This is a genomic window from Phytoactinopolyspora limicola (genome assembly GCF_011320225.1).
Lineage (GTDB): Bacteria > Actinomycetota > Actinomycetes > Jiangellales > Jiangellaceae > Phytoactinopolyspora > Phytoactinopolyspora limicola.
Genome location: NZ_JAAOEN010000001.1, coordinates 819448 through 839897 on the forward strand (window position 1 = coordinate 819448; position 20450 = coordinate 839897).

A 20450-nucleotide genomic window follows, 5' to 3' on the forward strand; every position below is an offset into this window, starting at 1 on the left:
TTGGAGCCTAACGCGGCCGCAGATGCTCGAACGCGGCGAGGTTGCGAGTGGACTCGCCCCGGGCTAGTCGCCACTCCCATTCGCGCCGGATGGACGTGGCGAAACCCAACTCCAAGATGGTGTTGAAGGCTGAGTCGGCGGTGGTCAGGATGGCGCCCAGTAGTTGGTCGACGTGTTCGTGGCTGACCGCCGCTAGGGGTATGCGCCCGACCAGATAGATGTCGCCGGCACGGTCGACGGCGAACGCCACCCCCGGCAGGCGTGCGTTGCGTTCCAGCAGCCAACGGTGGACATCGCCGTGGTTCTCGTCCGGGCAGCGGGCGACGAACGCGTTGATCACCACGCTGTGGTCGCGGACCGCGAGGCTACAGGCGGTGGTGAGCTTGCGTTCACCAGGTAGTTCTACGGAGAAGGATCCGGGGGTGGGTTCGTCCCAGGTCAACTCCGACGTGGTGAGGTAATCGCGGATGATGTCGGTTGGTTTCACGAGCAGCGCACCGCCTCGAGGAGTTCGGCCCGGTGCCGGTCCCGGGTGTCGGTGTAGATCTCGAGGGTACGGGCCGCCGTCGCCGCCCAACCGAACTGGGCGGCGTGCCGTAAGGCACCGGTGCGCAGTTGATCCAGGCGGGGTTGGTCGTCGAGGAGCGCGCCGATGGCATGCGCCCACCTCGCGGGGTCATGGCCGGTGACGAGGACCCCGGAGTGTCCGTCGTGGACCGCCGTTCTGAGCCCGCCGATCGCCGAGGCGACGACGGGTGTGCCGCAGGCCTGCGATTCTAAGGCCACCAGGCCGAACGATTCGTTGTACGACGGCACCACCGTGAGATCGCTGGCCCGATACCAATCCGCGAGGGTGGCCTGCGGGACCGGTGGGTGTAGCCGGACGATGTCGGCGACGTCGAGCGACTCGGCCAGCCGAATGACGCTGTCAGGGTGTTCGGTGCCGGTTCCCGACAACCCGCCGACGATAGGTACTACCAGGCGGCGGCGCAGGGTCGGTTCGGCCGCCACCAGCCGGGCGGCGGTGCGAACCAGGATGTCCGGGGCCTTGAGGGGTTGGATCCGGCCGGCGAAGAGCAAGACGGCGGCAGCCGGGTCCAATCCGAGCCGCCGCCGCGCCGCAGCCCGAAGGCCCGGCGTGAAAAGAGTCAGGTCGACGCCGGGCCACACCGTTTCGACCCGCTCCGGAGTGGCGCCGTACAGCCGAACCAGCTGCACTGCCTCGTCGTCGGTGTTGGCGATCAGCCGGTGCGCCGCGCGGACGATCTGTTCTTCGCCGCGCTCGCGGGGTGGTGGCTCGGGCCGGTCGCCAGCGGCGAGCGCCCGGTTCTTGATCTTGGCCATGGTGTGCATGGAGTGCACTAAAGGGACTCCCCAGCGATCGGCCACCACCCTCCCGACCTGCCCGGACAGCCAGTAGTGGGAGTGCACGACGTCGTACCAGCCGGGCTGGCGGGCAGCTTCGGCGCGGAGCACTCCGGTGGTGAGTGCGCACATCTGGGCCGGGAGGTGACTCTTCGGCAACGGCTCGTATGGGCCGGCGGGGACGTGGTGGACCGTGACCCCCGGCGCTGCCGGGGCCACCGGCGGGAGCTCGGACGATGTGGCCCGAGTGAAGATCTCGACTTCGACGCCCGCTGCGGCGATCTCTCTGGCCAGTTGGACGATGTACACGTTCATGCCGCCGGCGTCGCCGGAGCCTGGTTGGTCAAGGGGGGACGTGTGAACGCTGAGCATGGCAACCCGTCGGAGCGGGGTAGCGCGGCGGCGGTCGGTCACGTCGGTGCTACTCCTGTCCGTTGGCCGTCTCGTACGTCACACCCCAGCTACAACACCGCGCGGCCCCTGTCTCTTCCGCCCACCCGGCCGGTATCGTCAGCGTTCGTTATGAGGGGTGTAGCGGTGCGAGCCACAGTTCTGTGACCGATTCGTAATCAACGTCACAGTGCGAGATGTGCAACCGGCCCGGCACGATGTGCGTCATGTCGGGTGGGGGCGGCGTCGACAGTAGCCGCATCGAGCCGGAGAGGAACGTGTCGTGCGCAACAGAAGAATCGCGAAGATCGTGGGGGCTGCCGTGCTGGTGGTGGCCGTGGGCACGGGGGGAGCCTACGGAATCGGCCAGCTGCTCTCCGACGATTCCGCTGCTGCCACGACATCCGCCGACCCGGCGAGCGCATCGCCGACACAGCGTTCCGAGGAACTCGCCGAGGCTCCGACCCTGGCGCCCTCGTCGACGCCTACCGTCACGCCCGCCCCCACCACGACCCCCGAGCCGGAGGAGACCGAGCCGCCCGAGCCTGAGCCGTTGTTCGACGCTGGTGACACCGGTGACGACATCCGCGAACTCCAGGCCCGCCTGAAGCAACTGCGATGGTACGAGCCGGACATTTCAGGTGAGTACGACGACATTACGACGGCCTCGGTCGCTGGCTTCCAGGTGAAGCGGGAGCTGCCGGAGACCGGCGTGGTCGACGAGGACACGTGGGACCGGCTGGTGGCGATGACCCGCAAACCCACCGACGACGAATTGCACAACCGGATCGTCGCCGGCCCACCGATCCTGAGCCCCGGCGACTCCGGTGACCGCGTTCGTGAGCTCCAGGCCCGTCTGAAGCAGATCGGATGGTTCACCGGTGAGGTCACGCCCAACTACGGCGACGTCACGCGGGTCGCGGTGGCCGGCTTCCAGGTGAAGCGGGAGCTGCCGGAGACCGGCGCGGTGGACCAAGACACGTGGGACCGGCTGGCCGCGATGACCCGCAAACCCACCGAGGACGAGCTGCACAATCGCGAGCCGGACGAGGATGAGCCCGACGACACCACCACCACACCGGTGGCCGGGCTCGACCCGCGCTGCACCACCGGTCGTGCGCTGTGTATCGACAAGACGTCCCGGAGCCTGCGCTGGGTGGTGGACGGACAGGTGAAGACCACACTCGACGTACGGTTCGGGTCGGAGCTGACACCGACCCGTGAGGGCGCCTTCAAGGTCGGCTGGAAGTCACGTGATCACGTGTCATCCCTCTACGACACCCCGATGCCCTACGCGATGTTCTTCAGCGGTGGTCAGGCGGTCCACTACTCACCCGACTTCGCCCAGAACGGGTACAACGGCGCGTCGCACGGCTGCGTCAACGTCCGGGACAAGGGCGCGATCGCGTCGCTGTTCGACCAGGTGAAGGTCGGCGACAAGGTGATCGTCTACCACTCCTAGCCGGTGATCGTTGCCGGATTTCTGCCCTCACCCCCGGTGATCAAACCCCAGATCGCGTCGCTATTGCGACACGAAGCCGGCAACGATCACCGGGGGTGAGGGCAGAAATCCGGCAACGATCACCGGGGGTGAGGGTGAACGAAAGGGGCCGAGGGTCAGCGGATCTCGCCGGTGACCAGGTAGCGCACGTTGGCCGCGATCTCGACGGTGTGGTCGGCGAACCGTTCGTAATAGCGCCCCAGCAGTGCGATGTCGACAGCCGCCTCCACGCCGCGACTCCAGTCATCGTCCAACAGCACGAGGAAGAGAGAACGGTGCAGCTGGTCCATCTCATTGTCGTCGCGGGCAAGTTCGGCGGCGACCTTGAGATCGTGGGTCCGAAGGACCTGCCCGGCTTTGTCGACCATCCGGACCGCGGTCTCACCCATGGCGGCGAACGTGCTGCGTAGTTCCGCGGGGATGGCGTGGTCGGGGTAACGCATACGGGCGATCTTCGCGATGTGGACCGTCAGGTCGCCCATCCGTTCGACGTCGGCGGTGATCCGGAGCGCTGAGGTGGCGAATCTGAGATCGCTGGCCACGGGATTCTGGGTCGCCATCAGCTCGATCACGTGCTCGTCGATCTCCAGCTGGTCGCGGTTGATCGCCGGATCGGCGGCGACGACCTTCTCGGCCAAGGCCAGCTCGGCTTCCAGCAGTGCCGTGGACGCCCAGCGCATCTGTTCGTTCGCCTTGCGCGTCATGCCGATCAACCGGCCGGTTACGGCGTCGAGCTGTTCGCGGTAGGCCTCGCGCATGTGTCGTCGTTCCCGTCGTTGTCGGTGGTCGTAACTTCGAGCACAGAGTAGGTCGCACGGGTAGACGGCGAGCGGCACAAGGTGAATCAGCTGCGAAATACCGGTGAACATCGTCGGCCAAACCGCGTCGTAGTGGCGTTTTGTGCTGCGTGAGCCGCAGATCCCCGTACTATCGATGAATGTGGACGCCATCATCGTTGGAGTCCTGGCTGCCGTCGTCGGCTTCGCTGTAGGCCTCGCGGTCGGCTGGCGGGTCTTGTCCCGCGGCCGCAGGCCCACTCCCACACCACCGTCGGGTGCCTCACCGATCCCCGAGGGCGCAGCTGAGGTGGTCGCTGTGCTGCGTTCGAGCGCCATCGTGCTCGACGAACATGCCAGCGTCGTCAAAGCCAGCCCCTCCGCCTATGCGTTCGGCTTGGTGCGCCAGGACCGAATCGCGGTGCCCGAATTGTCGAAGCTGGCCGAGAAGGTCCGCCGCGACGGGCAGATCCGGGAGCTACAGCTTGAAGTACCGAGGTCACGGGACAGCACTCAAACGTTGCATGTGTCCGCTCGGGTCGCGCCGCTGGGTGACCGCCTGTTGCTGGCACTGGTGGAAGACCGTACGCACCAGATCCGGGTCGACGAGGTACGACGAGACTTCGTGGCGAACGTGTCCCATGAACTCAAGACGCCCGTCGGTGCCATGATGCTGCTGGCGGAGGCGGTCCAGGACGCGAGCGACGACCCCGAAGCGGTGCAGCGTTTCGCCACCCGGATGCAGCGCGAGGGCGCCCGGCTCGCGCGGCTGGTGGAGGAGATCATCGACCTGTCCCGGCTCCAGTACGACGACCCCGTGGATTCGCCGGACCCCGTCGAGGTCGACAACGTCGTGGCCGCGGCGGTCGATCGCAGCCGGGTCGACGCCGAGAACCGCAAGGTTCAACTAGTCTCCGGCGGCGCGAACGGGCTACAGGTGCTGGGCAACGAGAAACAGCTGATCATCGCGGTGGGCAACTTGGTGGAGAACGCCGTCAGCTACAGCCCGGAAGGAACCCGCGTCACCGTGGCCGTCACCTGTCGGGACGATGTGGTCGAGATCGGGGTCACCGACCAGGGCCACGGCATTGCCGAAACCGAACTCGACCGCATCTTCGAGCGTTTCTACCGCGTCGATCCGGCCCGGTCCCGCAAGACTGGCGGTACTGGGCTGGGGCTGTCGATCGTTAAACATATCGCCGCCAGCCATGGCGGCGACGTCAACGTGTGGAGCGTACAAGGCGCCGGATCCACCTTCACCCTGCGGCTTCCGCTCCACCCGTATCGGCCTGGGCAACCGTCCGAGGTCGTCGCGCACGTTGCTAGGGAGGCACCGTGACCCGAGTGCTGGTCGTCGAGGACGAAGAGTCCTTCAGCGATGCACTGTCGTACATGCTGAAGAAGGAAGGGTTCGAGGTGGCCGTCGCGGCCACCGGCGATGCCGCGCTCGAGGAGTTCGACCGGGCTGGGGCCGACCTCGTCCTGCTCGACCTCATGCTGCCGGGATTGTCTGGGACGGAGGTATGCCGGCAGTTGAGGCAGCGTTCCGGTGTGCCGGTGATCATGTTGACCGCCAAGGACTCCGAGGTGGACAAGGTGGTCGGCCTTGAACTCGGCGCCGACGACTACGTGACCAAGCCCTTCTCGTCGCGCGAGCTGGTGGCGCGGATCCGGGCTGTCCTGCGTAGGGGGGCCGAGCCGACCGAGGTCAGTCCGGCCATCCTCGAGGCGGGTCCGGTGCGGATGGACGTCGAGCGGCACGTCGTATCCGTCGGCGGAGAATCGGTCCGGCTGCCGCTTAAGGAGTTCGAGCTACTGGAGCTCCTCCTGCGCAATGCCGGCCGGGTGCTGACTCGGGCCCAGCTGATCGACCGCATCTGGGGCGCCGACTATGTGGGCGACACGAAGACGCTCGACGTCCATGTGAAGCGGCTGCGGGCGAAGATAGAGCCGGATCCCACCACGCCGACATATTTGCTGACCGTGCGCGGGCTCGGCTACAAGCTGGAGGCCTGACCCGCGGACGTCGCCGGCCTAGGCGACGTCCGCGGTCGGGGCCAGCCGGCTCGGCCGTCGTCCGGGTGGGTCAGTCCTCGTCCGCGGAATCGTCGTCGCCGGGGTCGTCGTCGCCGGGGTCGTCGGCACCGTTTAGCGGTGCTCCGTCGGCTTCGACGTTCTCGGAGAATTCGACGTGGGCGTAGCGGCCGTCCGCTCCTTTGACGACTGCGTCGAGGGTGACCCTGGGTGCGTTGGCGAACTGAAACTCGACCTCGGTGATCCGCCCCGGCCCGACGTCGACGCCGTCGAACTCGATCTGCGTGGGGCCTGGTTCGAGGGCGGCATAGCCGGTGTCGGGAATCTCCAGGGAGCCGCTCGGCGGGACGGCCGTGACCTCGCCGACTCGGACCTCGAGAAGCTCATCGGCCGCACCGCGGTTGGCGAACGACGAGAGTACGGTGGCGCGGGAGTCGTCGGACACCACCACCACGACGTTGCGCAAGCCGATGTCGCCGGCCTCGCCGGTGACGCCGTCGTAGCGTGGGTGCCAGCCCTGGGTCTGCTCGTGGACGCTGCATCCTCCGATGAGGAACGCCAGGGCCGGGATACTGACCAGGACGCCGCGGCGGACAGCAGGTTTCACCGGATGACTCCTCGAGGGTGGGCGGTAAGGTCGGTCTGCCGTTGTTAAGGGTACCGAGGCATCGATTCGAGCAGGTCGGCGGGACGGATTCGGCCGTCCGCGAGCATCGGAAGGCGGCATTTCCCCAGCCGGGAGCACGTAGCTTGACGATTGTCAAGCCCCAGCTTTGCCCCTGACCAGCACAAACGCTCTAGAAGTGCTGAAGAGTCGTGGTATCCTTGTCATGGGAAAGGGGACAGGAACATATGACTTTCAAGGTCGGCGAGACGGTTGTCTACCCGCACCACGGGGCTGCGCTCATCGAAGCTATCGAGTCCCGGGTCATCAAAGGAGAAGAGCGCCAGTACCTCGTCTTGAGGGTCACCCAAGGTGACCTGACCGTCAAGGTCCCGGCGGACAATGTTGACCTGGTCGGTGTACGTGACGTGGTCAACCAGGAGGGCCTAGACCGGGTCTTCTCGGTCCTACGGGCTCCACACACCGAAGAACCTACCAACTGGTCACGCCGGTACAAGGCCAATCTTGAGAAGTTGGCCTCCGGTGACGTCATCAAGGTTGCCGAGGTCGTCCGTGACCTGTGGCGTCGTGAGCGTGACCGCGGTCTCTCCGCTGGAGAGAAGCGCATGCTGGCCAAAGCTCGACAGATTCTCGTGTCGGAGCTCGCGCTGGCCGAGCACACTAACGAAGACAAGGCCGAGACTTTGCTCGACGAGGTTCTCGCCGGCTGATTGCCCGCTCCCGGCGGACGTCGCCTCAGCCGAGGCTGTGGGCGGCGCTCGCCAGGTTCGTGGCGTCGGAGGTGCCTGTCCGCCGTGGTGGCCCGGCGGCCCACTAGGGTGGGCAGCGTGCGGAGATGCGGAACGCCATGGTCGGGTTGATCGTGCCGGCCGCTGGCATGGGCGTGCGCCTGGGTGTTGGTATGCCGAAGGCGCTGTACACCGTCGGTGGCCAGACGTTGCTCAGCCACGCGGTGCGTGCGGCCGTCGAGTCGGGCGTGGTGTCGGCCATCGTGGTGGCTGCACCGCCTGGCCTTGCCACACGTGTCCTTGAGTTCGTCCAGCCTGAAATCCCGGCCGACGTGTTGGTGCGCGTCGTCGATGGCGGGGTGTCTCGCCAAAGTTCGGTGCGCGCCGCGCTGACCGCCATGTCGAGTGACATCGACGTCGTGTTGGTGCACGACGCCGCTCGTTGCCTCGCACCACCGCGATTGTTCGCGGAGGTGGCCGCAGCCGTGCAGGCCGGGCGGGCCGCGGTTGTTCCCGGCCTTGAGGTGGTCGACACCCTCAAACAGGTAGATCGACGCGGGTCAGTCGTCGACACCCCGGATCGCACCGTTCTCCGCGCGGTGCAGACTCCGCAGGGATTCCGTCGTGGCCTATTGCAGCGGGCCCATGATGCCGCGACCGGTGACGAAGCCACCGACGACGCCGGCCTGGTAGAACGGCTCGGACAGCCCGTGTACGTCGTTCCCGGCGACGAATCCGCCTTCAAGGTCACCCGGCCGCTCGACCTGCTCTTGGCCGAAGCGTTGCTGGCCGCCCGGGCTGCCGATGAGGGGCATCGATGACGACCAGGGTAGGGATCGGTACCGACGTCCACCCGCTGGAGCGGGGCCGCCCATGCTGGGTAGCCGGGCTTCACTGGCCGGACGAACCCGCCGGTTGTGCGGGCCACTCCGACGGTGACGTCGCCGCGCACGCTGCTTGCGACGCCGTATTGGCCGCAGCGGGTCTCGGCGATGTGGGATCCGTGTTCGGCACCGCCCGGCCGGAGTGGGCGGGAGCGTCGGGCACTGCGTTGCTTGCGGAGGTCGCCCGGCTGGTGGGGGAGGCGTCGGGCCACATCGGCAACGTGTCGGTCCAGGTGATCGGCAACCGCCCGAAGATCGGTTCACGGCGGGCCGAGGCGGAGGAGGTGCTGAGCCAGGCGTTGGGTGCTCCGGTCAGCGTCAGCGCAACTACCACGGATGGACTCGGTCTGACCGGGCGTGGCGAGGGGTTAGCCGCGGTCGCCGTCGCCCTGGTGACCTGGTGAGCTGCGCTCCGGCCACCGCAGCACCGGCCAGCGAACTGGAAGCCGCAACACCGCCAGCGACACCGCCAGTGCCAACCCGCCCAACAGCCAGCCACCGGGGATGTCACTGAACCAGTGGTAATCGAGCAGGGTCATCAACATGCCGGATACGAACACGACGGTGAGGGCCACTGTGCCCCAGAACCTCAACCGCCGCTGGTCGGGCTTCCAGCCCTGAGCGCCGAACAACACGACGACGATCAGGATCCACGTCAACGTGGCGTTCGCGGTGTGGCCGGACGGGAACGCCTGGCCCTCGCCGTGCAGGATGTCGACACCAGTGTGCGGGGCGGTCCGGGCCAGACTGAATTTGATCCAGTAGCCGATGAAAAAGACGGTGGCCAGTCCGGCACCGATGGCGATCAGCGGGCGGATGTTGCGTTGCTTCCATGCCACCCACGCGCCGACGGAAACCACGATGGGCAGGGTGTAGAGGCGTTGGCCACCGAGGCTGGCGATGCCGTTGAGCACCTCGCGGGGGAAACCGGACGGCTGTCGGGCATCGACGTAGACGTGCAACGGCCAATCCCACGCGATCAGTGGCCCACGCACCACGACCTGCCAGGTGAGGAAGGCGAGGAGCGCAGCGGTGGCAAGACCGGAGATCAGCGGGAGCAGCCACCAGCGCCCGGCGCCGCTGATCCACCATCCGACCGGGGCGGCGTTCCTGGAACCGGTGGTGTCCTGGCCCGGCCCATCCGCGGCAGACGGAAGGGGGTCGCGGTGCTCGGGAGGCGACCGGTCGACGTCGGACACTGATGCTGCTCCACAGGCTTAGGGGTTGGGGACGGTGCCGATACGGCCCAGACTAGCTACCCTTGTGCGGTGAGTTTCCGCCTGTACGACACAGCCACCCGAGAGATCCGTGACTTCGTCCCGGTTCGTGCCGGACACGTGGGCATTTACCATTGTGGCCTGACGGTACAGGGTCCGCCGCATATCGGGCATATCCGCAAGGAGGTCGTGTTCGACGTGTTGCGGCGTTGGTTCGAGCACGGCGGACTCGACGTCACCATCGTCGCCAACGTCACCGACATCGACGACAAGATCCTGAACAAGTCGGCCGACGCCGGCCGGACGTGGTGGGCATGGGCCTACGAGAACGAACGTGCGCTCGATGCCGCCTATGAGATCCTCGGGTGCATTCCGGCCACCTACCAGCCACGCGCCACCGGGCACATCCCGGAGATGGTCGAGCTGATGCACGAACTCGTCAAGCGCGATCACGCGTACCAAGCCACGGACGGCTCCGGCGACGTCTATTTCGATGTCCGTTCGTGGCCGGCCTACGGGCAGCTGTCCGGGCAGAAGATCGACGAGATGGAGCATGCGGCCGACGCCGACCCGCGGTGCAAGCGCGACCCCCGCGACTTCGCGCTGTGGAAGGGGCACAAACCCGGTGAGCCGGAGTCGGCGTCCTGGCCGACTCCATTCGGCCGCGGCCGGCCGGGGTGGCATCTGGAGTGCTCGGCTATGGCCGGAAAGTACCTGGGTGACGAGTTCGACATCCATGGCGGTGGCATCGACCTGCGCTTCCCCCATCACGAGAACGAACTGGCCCAGTCTCGGGCCGCCGGGCAGCGGTTCGCCCGGTTCTGGATGCACAATGCCTGGGTCACCCTGTCCGGCGAGAAAATGAGCAAGTCGTTGGGCAATTCGTTGCTGGTGTCCGATGTCGTGCGCCGGGTGCGGCCGGTCGAACTGCGGTACTACCTGCTAGCCGCGCACTACCGGAGCCACATCGACTTCTCGGAGGAGTCGATGGCCGCGGATGCCGCGGCGTACCGCCGGCTCGAGGGATACGTTACTCGGGCCGCCGAGGTAGTACCGGGGGTAGCGCCGGCACCGGATGTTCCCCGGGCCTTCGCCGCGGCTATGGACGACGACCTCTCCGTGCCGCAGGCCCTAGCCGTGCTCTTCGACGCCGTCCGGGAGGGCAACCAGTTCCTGGCTTCCCGCGAACACTCCGAGCTGCGCACGAACCTCGCGGATGTCCGTGCCATGCTTGGTGTGCTCGGAATCGACCCACTGGCCGAACCGTGGGTGGGTCTCGACTCCGTCGGCAGCGCCGGGCAGCGATTGCGGCAGGTCGTCGACGGGCTTGTTGGCACGCTGCTCGATCAGCGGAAGGAAGCGCGGGCCCGCCGTGACTTCGCCACAGCCGACGCGATTCGCGACCGGCTCAACGAGATCGGTATCGTCGTGGAAGACGGACCGTCCGGCACCAGGTGGGAGCTCACCGACGACAGCCACACCACGTAGTGCCCGGCGAGCACCGGTACCGGCGTCAATATCGGCTCGAACCAGCCGTTCCATAACCACCACAGCGTTAGGACCCCTCGTATGCCTGGTAACTCGCGTCGCCGTGGCGCCATGCGCAAACCCGGCAGCAAGAAGGGGATGCAGGTGGGCTCCGGCGGCCAGCGCCGCCGCAGCCTCGAAGGTAAGGGGCCAACACCGCGAGCGCAGGACCGTACCGGCCATCCGGCCGCTCGGCAGGCCGCCAGAAAGCAGCGGGCCGCCGACTCCTCCGGGGCTCGCCGCTCGGGTACCGAACGTGGCCGGCCTGGCGCTCCGGAGACGGTGGCGGGTCGCAACTCCGTTGTTGAGGCACTGCGCGCCGACGTGCCGGTGCGGGCGCTTTACGTCGCCGAACGGATCGACAGCGACGCCCGGGTCCGGGAAATCCTGCGCATCGCCACCGAGCGGCGGCTGCCGTTGCTGGAGGCGCCACGCACCGAGATCGATCGGCTCACCGCTGGTGCGGTGCACCAGGGCGTCGCGTTGACTATGCCGCCTTATCAGTACGCCGATCCCGCCGACTTGCCGGAAGCGGCATACGAGGCCGGGGAGACCCCTCTGGTGGTCGCCTTGGACGGGGTGACCGACCCCCGTAATCTCGGCGCAGTGGTTCGGTCCGCGGCCGCGTTCGGCGCACACGGCGTTGTTGTCCCCGAACGGCGTAGCGCGGGTATGACGGCAGGTGCGTGGAAGACGTCGGCCGGTGCCGCCGCCCGGTTGCCGGTCGCGCGGGCCACCAACCTGGCCCGGCAGTTGCGGGCGTATCGAGACTCCGGGCTGTTCGTTGTTGGTCTCGACGGCGACGGTGAGGTTGAGCTCACCGACGCGGCCACCTTGAGCGAGCCTCTGTGCCTGGTAGTCGGCTCGGAGGCGGCTGGGATGTCGCGAGTGGTGGCTCAGGCATGTGACCTCGTCGTGCGGATCCCCATCGCGCGAGCGGTGGAGTCGCTGAATGCCGGCGTCGCCGCTGGCGTGGCTCTGTACGAGGTCGCCCGCGCGCGGTCGTGACGCCAGCTGACCTCCCGCCGGTCTCCGAACCGGGCCGTGGCCGCACGGTAGTTGGGCAGCAGGTCACGGCGGTGTCGGCCAGCGGCAATGCTGACGTCTGTCGATCACGGGGTATGCTGTCGCTGCCCTGGCATGCCGGTGACTCGGGTCACCGCCTGCTGCCGACCTGCCAGGCGCAACGACGACCAACGCCGGCGGGGTGATCTCTGGCCGGCGCGAGCCGTGGAGGTACAACGACGTGCCGGTAGAACGCCTGCTGCCAACACCTGAGTCGCGTGACCTGATCGCCTTGGTCCGCGACATCGCCGATGCCGAACTCGCTCCGCGTGCCGATGCCGCGGAGTCCAGCGGTGAGTATCCACGTGAGTTGCTGCGCCTGCTGGGCCGCTCTGGCGTGTTGGGTTTGCCGTACGACGAAGACTTCGGCGGTGGGGGGCAGCCGTTCCAGGTCTACCTCCAGGTGATCGAGGAGCTCGCGGCCCGATGGGCGACGGTGGGGCTCAGCGTCAGCGTGCACACGTTGTCGTGTTGGCCGCTTGTTGCCGTTGGCACCGATGAACAGCGCAAGCGTTGGTTGCCGGACATGATCGGCGGCGAACTCCTGGGGGCGTACTGCCTATCCGAGCCGCATGCCGGATCCGACGCGGCGGCGCTGTCCACCCGGGCGGTACGAGTAGGCGACGACTACGTGCTCAAGGGCACCAAAGCCTGGATCACCCATGGGGGGCTCGCCGACTTCTACACCGTCTTCGCTCGTACGTCCGATGACGGCCCACGCGGCATCTCGTGTTTCCTGGTGCCCGCCGACGCCGCCGGATTGTCGTTCGGGACACCAGAGAAGAAGATGGGCTTCACCGGCTCACCTACCACGCTGGTCCATTTCGACGACGTGCGGCTGCCGGCCGAACGCAGGATCGGTGACGAGGGCGCCGGATTCGGATTGGCGCTGCAGGCGCTCGACTCCGGCCGGTTGGGTGTGGCCGCTGGTGCGACCGGGCTGGCTCAGTCGGCGCTCGACGTCGCCGTGGCGTATGCCAAGCAGCGTGAGCAGTTCGGCCAGCCGATCATCACACACCAAGGGCTCGGTTTCTTGCTGGCCGATATGGCCGCGGCGGTGGAGGCGTCCCGCGCGACGTACCTCGTCGCCGCTCAGCGGCGTGACCTGGGTATGAGTTACCGCCACCAGGCCAGCGTCGCCAAACTCATCGCCACCGATGCGGCCATGAAGGTCACCACTGACGCGGTGCAGGTGCTCGGTGGTTCCGGCTATACCCGCGACTACCCGGTGGAGCGTTATTTCCGGGAGGCCAAGGTGATGCAGATCTTCGAGGGCACCAACCAGATCCAGCGCCTGGTCATCGCCCGCAGTCTCGAACGTTCCGAATGATCGGGTTCCCTGCTCATCCCCGCATTTCGCGAGTTGTCAGGCCGGACAGGTCGGTGGCCACGGCCGACGCCGCCACAGGGCCGGACACCTCGCCGCGGCTCACCGCCGGCGTGGGGTCAGCGCAGTTCGTCCCAGGGAACCCGGAACGGCTGGGTCGCCTCTGGGTCCTCCGGATTCTCGGTGGTTCCGCCTAGAATCGCCAGCTCGTCCGGCTTGTGCCGCAACACCGTGTCGACGTAGTCCTGTGCCGCCTCCGGCAGGCCGACGTCGTAGCCGGACCGCTCGGACAGGTACCACCGGTGTTCGAGCACCTCGTGGTAGATCTCCGGGGACTCGAGCTTGCCGCGGAACTCGGGCGGGATGGTGCGCAGCACCGGTTCGAAGCAGTCGAGGACCCAGGCGTTGGCTACGATCTCCTCGTCTTCGCCCTGCTGGTCGGTCTCGGCCGCGTACGCGTCGAGGTCGTTCAGCAGCCGACGGGCCTGGTTCTCCTGTGCGTCGATTCCAGTCAGCCGGAGCAGCCGGCGCGAATGGTGTCCGGCGTCGACCACCTTCGGCTGGACCCGAACCGTGCGCCCGCCGATGTCGGTGACGATGTCGAGCTCGGCTACGTCGAAACCCAGTTCGTTGAGGCGCTCCACCCGGCGGGCGATCCGCCACCGGTCGTTGACGTCGAACGCCTCCCATTCGGTGAGCTCGGCCCACAACGTCCGATAACGTTCGACGACCTGATCGCTCGTGGCGATGGGGTCGACCGTCTCGTCGAGATATCCCGCAGCGGCCAGATCCATCATCTCGCCGGCGATGTTGACCCTGGCGACTTCGAGGTCGTGAAGGCGCTGCCCGTCGCTGAGCCGGTCGTGCAACTCGCCGGTCTCCGCGTCGACGAGGTAGGCGGCGAAGGCTCCGGCATCGCGTCGGAACAGGGTATTGGAGAGCGAACAGTCCCCCCAGTAGAACCCCAGCAGGTGTAGCCGGGCGATCAGTACCACCAGTGCGTCGATGAGCCGATCCACCGTGTCCCGGCGCATCATGCGGGCGAAGAGTGCCCGGTACGGGAGAGAGAACTGGAGGTGGCGAGTGACCAGGATCGGATCCAGCGATTCGCCGTCAGGTGCTTGTCGCCCGCTGACCACCCCTACCGCCTTCACCGCCGGCACGTTCAGGCGTTCCAGATCACGCAGCAGGCGGTATTCGCGGTCCGCGTAGGACTGCACGACTTCTTTGAGCGCATAGATCCGGCCGCCCAATCGGGTAAACCGCACGACATGCCGGGAGATGCCGCGGGGAAGGGCGACGAGATACCACTCGGGCCATTCCTCCAGCGGCATGTCCCAGGGCAGGTCGAGCAGCGCCTGCTGTTCCCTCGGCGTGGCCAGGATGCGCAGTTCCATAGCGGACATTCTCGCTGAGTCCTGGTTCATAGGCGGCGCGAACGGGGGCGCCGAGCCCGAATGCTCGGCGCCCCCCGTTCGCGCGTGACGTCTTACTGAGGGATACGCTCGCCGGTCTTGACCGAGAAGAAGTGCGACTCTCCCTCACGGACCTTGAGCACGATCTTCTCACCCTTGGCCGGTGCCATCCGCGGCTCGACCCGTGCGATGACGGTGTCGCTGCGCATCCGGTCGGTCTGCTCCGCCGCCTTGGGGCCGGCGGGGTGGCCGTACACGAAGGCGTCGGAGCCCAACTCCTCGACGACGTCGACAGTGACCGGGATGCCGCCGACATCCTCGGAGGAGACCGGCACCAGCGACTCCGGACGGAAGCCGATGGTGACGAGGTCGGAGCCTTCGTCGGAGACCTTGGTGAGCACCGACCTGGGCACCGAGACGTCGGCCTCGCCCAGCTTGGCCCGGCCGCCCTCGATGATGTCGAAGGTGGCGATGTTCATCGCGGGGGAGCCGATGAACCCGGCGACGAACACGTTGGCGGGTGTGTCGTACAGGTTGAGCGGGGTGTCCACCTGCTGCAGGAGGCCGTCCTTCAGGACACAGACGCGGTCGCCCATGGTCATGGCCTCGATCTGGTCGTGGGTGACGTAGACCGTGGTGATGCCAAGGCGCCGCTGTAGCGACGCGATCTGGGTGCGAGTAGAGACGCGGAGTTTGGCGTCGAGGTTGGACAGCGGCTCGTCCATGAGGAACACCTGCGGCTCACGCACGATGGCGCGGCCCATGGCAACTCGTTGCCGCTGACCACCGGAGAGCGCCTTCGGCTTGCGGTCGAGGTATTCGACGAGGTCGAGAAGCTTGGCGGCCTCCAGAACACGACGCTGGATCTCGGCCTTCGGGGTGCCGGAGATCTTCAAGGCGAAGCCCATGTTGGCCGCGACCGTCATGTGCGGGTAGAGAGCGTAGTTCTGGAACACCATGGCGATGTCCCGGTCCTTGGGCGGCATGTGGGTGACGTCTCGCTCGCCGATCCGGATGGATCCAGCGTCGACCTCTTCCAGCCCGGCGAGCATCCGGAGGCTGGTGGACTTCCCACAACCGGAGGGGCCGACGAGGACGAGGAACTCGCCATCCTCGATGGCCAGATCGAGGCTGTCGACGGCCGGGGTGTCCTGGCCCGGGTAAACCCGGGTCGCTTTGTCGTAGGTGACAGTGGCCATGGTGATGTGTCCCTTCACCGGCAGGTACGTGCCGGACGATCCGTAGTGAAGTGGATGGGTATGAAGTTGTCCCACCGCGTGGGTGTCTTGTGACGATACATGGTGGATGCTGTGAGCGTCACGCGGGCGGGTTCACCCGAAAGGCTTCCACCGGCGGCGAATACGCCGTACCGTGCAATGGCACGAGGAGTACTCCGAGACCATCAGGAGGCCCCCATGCACGTATCCGACCTGATCCGCACCAAGGGTGCCGACGTCGTGACCGTCTCCCCCGAGGACGACGTCCGGACGTTGCTGGCCGTCCTGGCCGAGCACCACATCGGTGCGACGGTTGTCGTCGACGCCGACGGCGCGCTCGCCGGTATCGTCTCGGAACGAGATATCGTCCGGGCCATCGCCCGCCGAGGTGCCGCTATTCTGTCCGACGCCGTTTCGACCATCATGACGGCCGACGTCAAGACCTGCACGCCGCAGACTCATCTCGAGGAGTTGTCGCGGGTGATGACGGACGGCCGATTCCGGCACGTGCCGGTGATGGTGGACGACCGCCTGGCCGGGCTCGTCAGCATCGGTGACGTCGTCAAGAGCCGGATCACCGAACTTGAGGTCGAGCGAGATTCGTTGTCGTCGTACATCAGGACTGCCTCCACCTAGTGTCCTCCGGCGCGGGACACTAGCGACGAAGGCCTCCACGTCGCGACGCAAGTGCGAAGCGTGGGAAGTCTGTCGCTCACCCAACGAACATCACACCCCGAACTCCCCGCGCGGACGGCAGCGGCGGAGGACAATACGAGGTGATGTCCACCGCGCGCCGTGCTCAGATCGTGTGGGGAGTCGGCCTCGTGTCCTACATCGTGGCCGTCTTGCACCGCACGTCGTTTGGTGTATCCGGGCTGGAGGCGGCGGACCGGTTCGGCACCTCGGCCAGTGTCCTGGCATCGTTCGTGGTCCTCCAATTGGTGGTCTACGCCGGTTTGCAGGTGCCGGTCGGCGTGTTGCTGGATCAGATCGGTCCTCGCCGGCTGCTGATCATCGGGGCGCTGATCATGGCCGGTGGCCAGGGGGTGCTGGCTTTCGCCGAGTCGGTACCGGCGGCCGCCGCCGGCCGGATCCTGGTCGGGTGTGGCGACGCGATGACGTTCGTCAGTGTCCTGCGTCTGGTCGCTGCTTGGTTCCCGCCCGGCCGGGTTCCATTGCTCACCCAGCTGACCGGTCTGACCGGCCAGCTGGGCCAGGTGCTGTCCGCCGTGCCCTTCGTCGCGGTCCTCGGTCAGCTCGGATGGACGTCTGCGTATGGGTCGGTCGCCGTACTGGGTGTGGTGGTCGCTGTGGTGGCGATCGTTACGCTGCGCGATTCGCCGGAGGCGCGGGCGCGCCCTATCCAAGGCAACACCTGGGGTGGGGTCGGCAGCGACCTGATGACGGCGTGGCGGCACCCCGGAACTCGGCTCGGGTTGTGGACTCACACCACCACCGGCTTCGCGGGCATCGTGTTCGCGATGATGTGGGGCTACCCGTTCCTGGTGGCCGGGCAGGGTATGTCGCAGGCGGCGGCCGGCGCGTTGATGACCGTTATGGTCCTGGCCGGAGCGGTCGCCGGCCCGGTGGTCGGGGTGCTCGTGCAACGGCATCCGTTGCGGCGCTCCTGGCTGGTGGTGTCGGTCGTGCTGGCCAATGCGTCGGCCTGGACGGCGGTCTTGCTCTGGCCCGGTGCCGCGCCGGTGTGGTTGCTGGTGTTGCTCGTGTTGTCGCTGGCGTTGAGCGGTCCTGGCTCGATGATCGGCTTCGACTTCGCCCGTACCTTCAACCCACCTAACCGCCTCGGCACCGCTACCGGCATCGTGAACGTCGGTGGATTCACCGCCGCGCTGCTGATCATCCTGGCCATCGGCGCTTTGATCGACCTGCGCAGTGGCGACGGGACGACGTACGAACTGGACGACTTCCGGCTCGGTTTCGCCGTGCAGTACGTCGTGTGGCTCGGCGGGCTGGCGGGGATCCTCATCACCCGTCGCAAGGTGCGGCGCCGGATGGCCGCCCATGGCGTGGTGGTGCCACCGATCCGCGAGGTGATGGCGCGCCGGCGCCGGCATCGCCGCCGGCGCGGAGCGGATGAGTGATGCTCGCTCATGCGCCCGGGTCGGCCTAGGCGACGAAACGTGTCAGCCCCGGCAGCGCGGCGGCCAGCAGCTCGCGCAGCCGGTGCAGGTTCTGCTCGAAGACCGCGAACACCGCCTCTTGGGTGACCGGTTCGGACCCGGCCCGTTCCAGACCGGTGTCGTCGTCGGTGACCAGCGCGATGCCGCCGAACGGGATGCCGGCCTCGCCAGCGAGCGCGGCTTCCGGGTACTGAGTCATGTTCACCACATCCCAGCCTGCGGCACGATGCCACCTGGACTCCGCCCGGGTGGAGAACCTGGGCCCGTTGATGACCACAACCGTGCCGCCATCGTGGATGGTGATTCCCGCGGTTCGGGCCGCGTCGAGCAGGATGCGGCGGACACCGGGGTGGTAGGGGTCGGCGAACGGCAGATGCCGCGGCCCTTCCTTGAAGTCGTCGTAGAACGTGTCGGCACGACCATGGGAGCGGTCGACGAGCTGGTCGACAACGACGAACTCACCGGGTTTGACCTCGGGGCGCAGCGAACCCGCCGCGAACGGTGACACCAGCACTCGAACACCCAACTGGCGCATCGCGTCGACGTTGGCCCGATAGTTGATCCGATGCGGGGGAAACTCGTGGTGCGTGCCGTGCCGTGGCAGGAACGCCACCCGGACCGACGTATCCCCCGTGGTGAAGGTGGCGATGGTCACCGGTGCCGACGGTGCGCCCCATGTGGTCGTCACCTCCACGGTGTGGACGTCGCCCGGGTCAGCACCGGTCAAGGCGTAGAAGCCGGACCCGCCGAAGACACCGATGTCGGCGGTGGGCGGGCCGGCGGACGGCGGGTGGCCATGGAGCGTGTCGGTCACGGTTCCTCCTGCCTGCTGGCGGCTCGCGCCGCGGCCCGAGCCCGGCCAAGTTGTGCCTGCATATCGATGATGGCGCGTACCGTGCCCGGCACGGTACCGGTCACCTTGCTACGGCCCATCCGCCGACGGTAGGGCACCGGCACCTCGGAGACGCGCCAACCAGCCCGCCCGGCCCGCAGAACCATCTCCAGGGGCCAGCCGCTGCGCCGGTCGGTGATACCCAGCTCGAGTAGCGGAACCCGGGAGGCGGCCCGCATCGGCCCGAGGTCGCTGATCCGCGCCCCGACGTAGCGGTTGACGCGCCAGGCCAGATACCGGTTGGCCACCCGGCTGTGCACCGCGAGTGCGCCGTCGGTGGGCTGTCGAGCTCCTAACACCAGATCGGCCGCGCCGTGGACAACAGGGTGGGCGACGGTTGGCAGATCTATCGGGTCGAGCGACGCGTCGCAGTCCATGAAACACACAACGGGGGCGCTGGCGGCGGAGAGGCCGGCATAACAGGCCGCGCCGAAGCCGCGCCGCGGTTCGCTGACCACCCACGCGCCGAGGGCTTCGGCCGCGTGCGGCGAACCGTCGGTGGACCCGTTGTCGACCACGATGGGTCGGTATCCGGGTGGCATCCGTGGGAGCACCCAGGCGATCGCGGCCCGCTCGTTCAAGACGGGAAGGATGACGTCGATCATGCCGGGGCCTCGCCGGCCACTCCGGCCCCCGCTGTGCCCCCGGCGGGGCCCGACTCCCGGGCGGCCGACCGGGGGCGGGCAATAGTCCTCACGTGGTCCTGAACAGCCCCAGCTGTGCGAGACGTCGGGGCCGCACCGGCGATCGCCAGGGCATCCACGACGTCGTCGAGATCACGCAACACGGGAAGGCTCCGTACTCGCAGCCCCAGCGCGCGGAGGCGATCGTATTGCTGGCGGCCGGTATCGGGCCGGCTCATAGGCACGCCACGGAACACACCGGGGCGCGGCTGATCCAAGGCGATCGCCCACCAGCCGCCGTCCTCGGCGAGGCCGAGCGCCGCGTCGGCGGCCGAACCCATCACGATGCTGAGTGCATGGGTGAGTAGACCCGGGGTGACCTGCGGGGTGTCCATGCCGATCTGAACGCCTGGGCCCCCGGCGTACTCCCATGCCGCGGCCAACCGCTGGTTAAGGGAGCCAGACACCTGCGGGATCACCTCGAAGCCCGGCGGCAGCCATGGGCCGCGGGGACCATCCAAGGCCAGGATGCGCCGGTCCACGTCGCAGCCGGCCACCACCTCCAGTGTGTCGGCTAGCGCCGCCTCGGCGACCGCCGCCGCGGCGGCGGGGGACAGCGGTGGACTGAGCCGGGTCTTGACTCGCCCCGGGGCGGGCGCCTTGGCCAGCACCAGCACGTGAGGGCTGCGCATGCAGGCGACATTAGAGGCGGAAAGCGCGTCG

At 67.6% G+C, this 20450-nt stretch carries 21 protein-coding genes; 11 read left to right on the forward strand and 10 right to left on the reverse strand.

Annotated elements, in window-relative coordinates:
- Positions 1-7: 7 nt before the first annotated feature.
- The gene (locus G8760_RS04005) at positions 8-487 is read right to left on the reverse strand and encodes a type III secretion system chaperone family protein (protein ID WP_166346861.1); all 480 of its coding nucleotides are present in this window, start codon (positions 485-487) and stop codon (positions 8-10) included.
- Positions 484-1737, reverse strand: a complete 1254-nt coding sequence (mshA, locus tag G8760_RS04010; protein WP_166348087.1) for a D-inositol-3-phosphate glycosyltransferase — start codon at positions 1735-1737, stop codon at positions 484-486. The genes G8760_RS04005 and mshA overlap by 4 nt, the downstream gene beginning before the upstream one ends.
- A gap of 301 nt (positions 1738-2038) precedes the next feature.
- Here mshA and G8760_RS04015 point away from each other — a divergent pair, with 301 nt between their 5' ends.
- Positions 2039-3217: a L,D-transpeptidase family protein gene (locus tag G8760_RS04015; RefSeq protein ID WP_207781998.1), complete on the forward strand. Its 1179-nt coding sequence runs from the start codon at positions 2039-2041 to the stop codon at positions 3215-3217.
- A gap of 155 nt (positions 3218-3372) precedes the next feature.
- Here G8760_RS04015 and phoU read toward each other — a convergent pair whose 3' ends face one another.
- Positions 3373-4014, reverse strand: coding sequence for a phosphate signaling complex protein PhoU (gene phoU, locus G8760_RS04020; RefSeq protein WP_166346864.1), 642 nt, complete (start codon positions 4012-4014; stop codon positions 3373-3375).
- Between the two features lie 175 nt (positions 4015-4189).
- Here phoU and G8760_RS04025 point away from each other — a divergent pair, with 175 nt between their 5' ends.
- Together G8760_RS04025 and G8760_RS04030 are read left to right on the forward strand one after the other, a co-directional pair.
- Positions 4190-5371 carry an ATP-binding protein gene (locus G8760_RS04025; RefSeq protein WP_166346867.1) on the forward strand — a complete coding sequence of 394 codons (1182 nt, stop codon included), beginning with the start codon at positions 4190-4192 and terminating at the stop codon, positions 5369-5371.
- Positions 5368-6048, forward strand: a complete 681-nt coding sequence (locus G8760_RS04030; RefSeq protein WP_166346870.1) for a response regulator transcription factor — start codon at positions 5368-5370, stop codon at positions 6046-6048. The genes G8760_RS04025 and G8760_RS04030 overlap by 4 nt, the downstream gene beginning before the upstream one ends.
- 70 nt (positions 6049-6118) lie before the next feature.
- On the opposite strand, the gene G8760_RS04035 is transcribed toward G8760_RS04030, so the two are convergent.
- A complete protein-coding gene (locus G8760_RS04035) occupies positions 6119-6673 on the reverse strand; it encodes a hypothetical protein (RefSeq protein WP_166346873.1) in 555 nt (184 codons plus the stop codon).
- Between the two features lie 245 nt (positions 6674-6918).
- On the opposite strand from G8760_RS04035, the gene G8760_RS04040 reads away from it, so the two are divergent.
- The 3 genes from G8760_RS04040 (at position 6919) to ispF (ending at position 8707) form a co-directional block, all read left to right on the forward strand.
- A complete protein-coding gene (locus tag G8760_RS04040) occupies positions 6919-7401 on the forward strand; it encodes a CarD family transcriptional regulator (protein ID WP_162450825.1) in 483 nt (160 codons plus the stop codon).
- A 125-nt stretch (positions 7402-7526) separates the two neighbouring features.
- Positions 7527-8240: a 2-C-methyl-D-erythritol 4-phosphate cytidylyltransferase gene (gene ispD / locus G8760_RS04045; RefSeq protein WP_166346876.1), complete on the forward strand. Its 714-nt coding sequence runs from the start codon at positions 7527-7529 to the stop codon at positions 8238-8240.
- Positions 8237-8707, forward strand: a complete 471-nt coding sequence (ispF, locus tag G8760_RS04050; RefSeq protein ID WP_166346879.1) for a 2-C-methyl-D-erythritol 2,4-cyclodiphosphate synthase — start codon at positions 8237-8239, stop codon at positions 8705-8707. The genes ispD and ispF overlap by 4 nt, the downstream gene beginning before the upstream one ends.
- On the opposite strand, the gene G8760_RS04055 is transcribed toward ispF, so the two are convergent.
- Positions 8672-9502 (reverse strand): phosphatase PAP2 family protein, encoded by an 831-nt coding sequence (locus G8760_RS04055; protein WP_166346882.1) that lies wholly within the window; start codon positions 9500-9502, stop codon positions 8672-8674. The genes ispF and G8760_RS04055 overlap by 36 nt on opposite strands.
- A 69-nt stretch (positions 9503-9571) precedes the next feature.
- Between G8760_RS04055 and cysS the strand changes: the two genes are divergently transcribed.
- The 3 genes from cysS (at position 9572) to G8760_RS04070 (ending at position 13442) form a co-directional block, all read left to right on the forward strand.
- The gene (gene cysS / locus G8760_RS04060; RefSeq protein ID WP_166346885.1) at positions 9572-11008 is read left to right on the forward strand and encodes a cysteine--tRNA ligase; all 1437 of its coding nucleotides are present in this window, start codon (positions 9572-9574) and stop codon (positions 11006-11008) included.
- An 81-nt stretch (positions 11009-11089) separates the two neighbouring features.
- Positions 11090-12055 (forward strand): 23S rRNA (guanosine(2251)-2'-O)-methyltransferase RlmB, encoded by a 966-nt coding sequence (rlmB, locus tag G8760_RS04065; protein WP_166346888.1) that lies wholly within the window; start codon positions 11090-11092, stop codon positions 12053-12055.
- 238 nt (positions 12056-12293) lie between these two features.
- Entirely contained in the window at positions 12294-13442 is a 1149-nt protein-coding gene (locus G8760_RS04070) for an acyl-CoA dehydrogenase family protein (RefSeq protein WP_166346891.1), read from the forward strand.
- A 116-nt stretch (positions 13443-13558) separates the two neighbouring features.
- Here G8760_RS04070 and G8760_RS04075 read toward each other — a convergent pair whose 3' ends face one another.
- Positions 13559-14836 (reverse strand): DUF4032 domain-containing protein, encoded by a 1278-nt coding sequence (locus G8760_RS04075; protein WP_166346894.1) that lies wholly within the window; start codon positions 14834-14836, stop codon positions 13559-13561.
- A gap of 92 nt (positions 14837-14928) precedes the next feature.
- Complete coding sequence (locus tag G8760_RS04080) at positions 14929-16053, reverse strand: ABC transporter ATP-binding protein (protein WP_166346897.1); 1125 nt, start codon at positions 16051-16053, stop codon at positions 14929-14931.
- Positions 16054-16269: 216 nt separating this feature from the next.
- On the opposite strand from G8760_RS04080, the gene G8760_RS04085 reads away from it, so the two are divergent.
- On the forward strand, positions 16270-16707 hold the full coding sequence (locus tag G8760_RS04085) for a CBS domain-containing protein (protein ID WP_166346900.1): 438 nt from the start codon (positions 16270-16272) through the stop codon (positions 16705-16707).
- A 143-nt stretch (positions 16708-16850) separates the two neighbouring features.
- Positions 16851-18173 (forward strand): MFS transporter, encoded by a 1323-nt coding sequence (locus G8760_RS04090; protein ID WP_166346903.1) that lies wholly within the window; start codon positions 16851-16853, stop codon positions 18171-18173.
- A 25-nt stretch (positions 18174-18198) separates the two neighbouring features.
- Here the strand turns inward: G8760_RS04090 and G8760_RS04095 are convergent, their stop codons facing one another.
- From G8760_RS04095 to G8760_RS04105, 3 genes are read right to left on the reverse strand one after another with little or no spacing between them, the layout of a single operon-like run.
- Positions 18199-19026, reverse strand: a complete 828-nt coding sequence (locus tag G8760_RS04095; RefSeq protein WP_166346906.1) for an MTAP family purine nucleoside phosphorylase — start codon at positions 19024-19026, stop codon at positions 18199-18201.
- A complete protein-coding gene (locus tag G8760_RS04100) occupies positions 19023-19709 on the reverse strand; it encodes a glycosyltransferase family 2 protein (RefSeq protein WP_166346909.1) in 687 nt (228 codons plus the stop codon). Before G8760_RS04100 ends, G8760_RS04095 begins: the two co-directional genes overlap by 4 nt.
- The gene (locus G8760_RS04105; RefSeq protein WP_166346912.1) at positions 19706-20419 is read right to left on the reverse strand and encodes a TIGR04282 family arsenosugar biosynthesis glycosyltransferase; all 714 of its coding nucleotides are present in this window, start codon (positions 20417-20419) and stop codon (positions 19706-19708) included. The genes G8760_RS04100 and G8760_RS04105 overlap by 4 nt, the downstream gene beginning before the upstream one ends.
- Positions 20420-20450: the final 31 nt, after the last annotated feature.

Excerpts from the sequence above, each read along its gene's own strand:
- G8760_RS04085 (WP_166346900.1), top strand. The coding sequence starts at position 16,270 with ATGCACGTATCCGACCTGATCCGCACCAAGGGTGCCGACGTCGTGACC.
- G8760_RS04100 (WP_166346909.1), bottom strand. The coding sequence starts at position 19,709 with ATGATCGACGTCATCCTTCCCGTCTTGAACGAGCGGGCCGCGATCGCC.
- G8760_RS04090 (WP_166346903.1), top strand. The coding sequence starts at position 16,851 with ATGTCCACCGCGCGCCGTGCTCAGATCGTGTGGGGAGTCGGCCTCGTG.
- ispF (WP_166346879.1), top strand. The coding sequence starts at position 8,237 with ATGACGACCAGGGTAGGGATCGGTACCGACGTCCACCCGCTGGAGCGG.
- G8760_RS04025 (WP_166346867.1), top strand. The coding sequence starts at position 4,190 with ATGAATGTGGACGCCATCATCGTTGGAGTCCTGGCTGCCGTCGTCGGC.
- mshA (WP_166348087.1), bottom strand. The coding sequence starts at position 1,737 with ATGCTCAGCGTTCACACGTCCCCCCTTGACCAACCAGGCTCCGGCGAC.
- rlmB (WP_166346888.1), top strand. The coding sequence starts at position 11,090 with ATGCCTGGTAACTCGCGTCGCCGTGGCGCCATGCGCAAACCCGGCAGC.
- ispD (WP_166346876.1), top strand. The coding sequence starts at position 7,527 with ATGCGGAACGCCATGGTCGGGTTGATCGTGCCGGCCGCTGGCATGGGC.
- G8760_RS04040 (WP_162450825.1), top strand. The coding sequence starts at position 6,919 with ATGACTTTCAAGGTCGGCGAGACGGTTGTCTACCCGCACCACGGGGCT.
- phoU (WP_166346864.1), bottom strand. The coding sequence starts at position 4,014 with ATGCGCGAGGCCTACCGCGAACAGCTCGACGCCGTAACCGGCCGGTTG.
- G8760_RS04075 (WP_166346894.1), bottom strand. The coding sequence starts at position 14,836 with ATGGAACTGCGCATCCTGGCCACGCCGAGGGAACAGCAGGCGCTGCTC.
- G8760_RS04105 (WP_166346912.1), bottom strand. The coding sequence starts at position 20,419 with ATGCGCAGCCCTCACGTGCTGGTGCTGGCCAAGGCGCCCGCCCCGGGG.
- G8760_RS04080 (WP_166346897.1), bottom strand. The coding sequence starts at position 16,053 with ATGGCCACTGTCACCTACGACAAAGCGACCCGGGTTTACCCGGGCCAG.